The 2,250-nt window shown below is 71.2% G+C and carries 1 protein-coding gene and 1 pseudogene; both read right to left on the bottom strand.

Annotation, left to right across the window (positions count from 1 at the left end; all coding sequences use genetic code 11):
- Positions 1-395: pseudogene (locus IEX89_RS24025) on the bottom strand (hypothetical protein); the annotation flags it as partial.
- Positions 396-507: 112 nt separating this feature from the next.
- A complete protein-coding gene (locus IEX89_RS24030) occupies positions 508-2,067 on the bottom strand; it encodes an alpha/beta fold hydrolase (RefSeq protein WP_188915832.1) in 1,560 nt (519 codons plus the stop codon).
- Positions 2,068-2,250: the final 183 nt, after the last annotated feature.

Genomic DNA, 2,250 nt, shown 5'->3' on the forward strand with positions numbered 1-2,250 from the left:
ACGCCCTTCACCAGCTGGTCGACTCCGAAGAGCACGTTGGCCTGCCCGAACCGCGCCGCCACCATCGCCTGACCGTAAGCGACCTGGCCGCGGTCTTCGGGCAGCGAACGCCCGCGCAGGAGTTCGACCATGACGGCGATGTGCCCGGCCTTGACCATGTAGAGGATGTATTCGCGCAGGAAATAGAGCACGCCCGCCGTGAGGCCGAAGCCGACCGCGCCGCCCCAGAAGGCGCCGCCGAGGCGGGCGTCGTCCTCCCAGAAGCCGCCGATGCCGTACCCGACCCCGGCGCCGACGCCGGTGGCGGACACCATCGCCGCGGCGATCGCCAGATAGACGCCCAGCCTCAGGAGCAGGAACGGGCCCGTCCGGCCCAGCACGGAGAATGTGGTCACGAGGTCGAATCCGGCCATTGTCCCGCCCGTTCGCGTTGCGGCGCGAACCTTCGCCGTGACGGGAGCGGCTGCAAACTACCAGATGGTAGTGTTGTTCATGCCGGATCGCTCTTCAGAGCACACCGTGCTCGGCGCCGCCCAGCCCGGCGCGGATGCCGGCGGCGAGGACGTAGCGGAAGACCAGAGGCGCGTGGCTCAGCGGAAGGCTGTGGCCGGCTTCCTCGACGAGCCTGAAATGCCCCTGCGGCGCGGCCGCCGCCATGCCTTCGACGGCGTTGCGCGAGACGGTCAGGCTGCGGGACCCGTGCAGCGCGACGAACGGCGCCGCAACGTATGGCAGCTCGTCGCTCCAGTCCTCGTTGGTGAGGAGCATGTCGCGGCGGAAGCCGGCGCCCCGCTGGCGCCAGACGAGGGAGAACACTTCCTCGAGGACGACCCGGCGGTCTAGATGGGCGAGGACCGCCTCGTCGAAGGGACAATCGCTGAAGACGAGCTGCGGCACGAGCTCGACGCCCCGGCGCGCGATGCGGGCGAGCGCCAGCATCACGATCTTGTCCATGACCGCCGGCAGCTTCTGCGCCGCCCACGCGTTGACGCGATGCCGGGTCGGCATGTCGGCGGTCTGGGACCAGCTCCGCATCGGCGGCGTCGCCGGGGCGGCGACGAGGGCTGCGACGCGCTCAGGATGCGCGACCGCGAAGCGCGCGGCGAAGCGCGTCCCGATGTCGTGGGACAACAGCACGACCTGCCGCCAGCCCAGCGCATCCAGCGTCGCGACCGCGTGCTCCACCGCGAGAGCCACCGGGTCGGCGCCGTCGGGCAGCCGCGTCGCCCCGTATCCGGGACGCTCCGGCGCGACGACGTCGAGCCCGAGCGCCCGGGCGCTGCTGCGCACCTCCGCCAGCGCGGCGATGCCGAACAGGGCTCCGTGGAAGAGCAGCACGGGCAGGCCGCCCTCCAGCCCGAAGCGGTGGTAGCCGGCCTTGGCGCCGGGGCACGCGCTCGCTCCATCGATGAGGGCGGTCGTCGCTTTCCCTTCGCGGGTGGCCGAGGCGCGCTCCACTGCCAGCGACAGCGAGTACGCCAGCGAGATCAGCTGGACCTGCGAGCGCACGCCCGCCTTCTCCAAGATCGACTTCACCTGCTGGCGGACGGTGCTCTCCTTCCGCTCGAGTTCGGCGGCGATCTCCGCGATGCTCCGCCCGGCCATCAGCCGCGCGCACACCCGCTGCTCGCCGGCCGTCAGCCCGATGCACTCGGCAAGGCGCTGCTGCGCACGCTCGCCGAGGCCGCGCCGGATCTCGCGCAGGGTGATGTGCTCACCGGCCTCGTCGAAAGCGCCGAGCATCAATACGGAACGGCCGTCGGGTCCCGCGAGCGTGAGGGGCACCGGCTCGCCGGAGGCGGTCACGGCGGCGAGGAAGGCACGGCCCGCCGCGGGCGTTTCCGCGAGATCGGCGAGCGAGGTGTCGGGCAGAAGCCGTAGTAGCCGATTCGCCGCGGCATTCCGGCTCGTCACCGAGCCCTGCCGATCGAGCACGACGATCATAGCGTCGAGGTCGGCGGAATGGCGGCCAGCGAGGACGGGAGCCTGCGGCAGGTCATCGAGCCTCCCGACCGCAACCGCCTCCTCGGCGACGCCGTCTACGACGGCTGCGATTTCGGCGACCAAGCGATCGTAGCTCGATTCCAAGGCTCGGTCGTTCACGGAGCGGCAGCCCTCGAAGACTCACACAGGTCCGCAGGATGCCCCGGCTGCCGCCGTCGCGCAAACAGTCGAGCTGCGGAGCCGAGAAGGCGGAGCCGAACGGCGAAGAACGAAGCGAACGACCGCTATCGGCCGAGGCTGTGTGGA

Origin of the sequence: Salinarimonas ramus (assembly GCF_014645695.1) — a bacterium.
Taxonomy (GTDB): domain Bacteria; phylum Pseudomonadota; class Alphaproteobacteria; order Rhizobiales; family Beijerinckiaceae; genus Salinarimonas; species Salinarimonas ramus.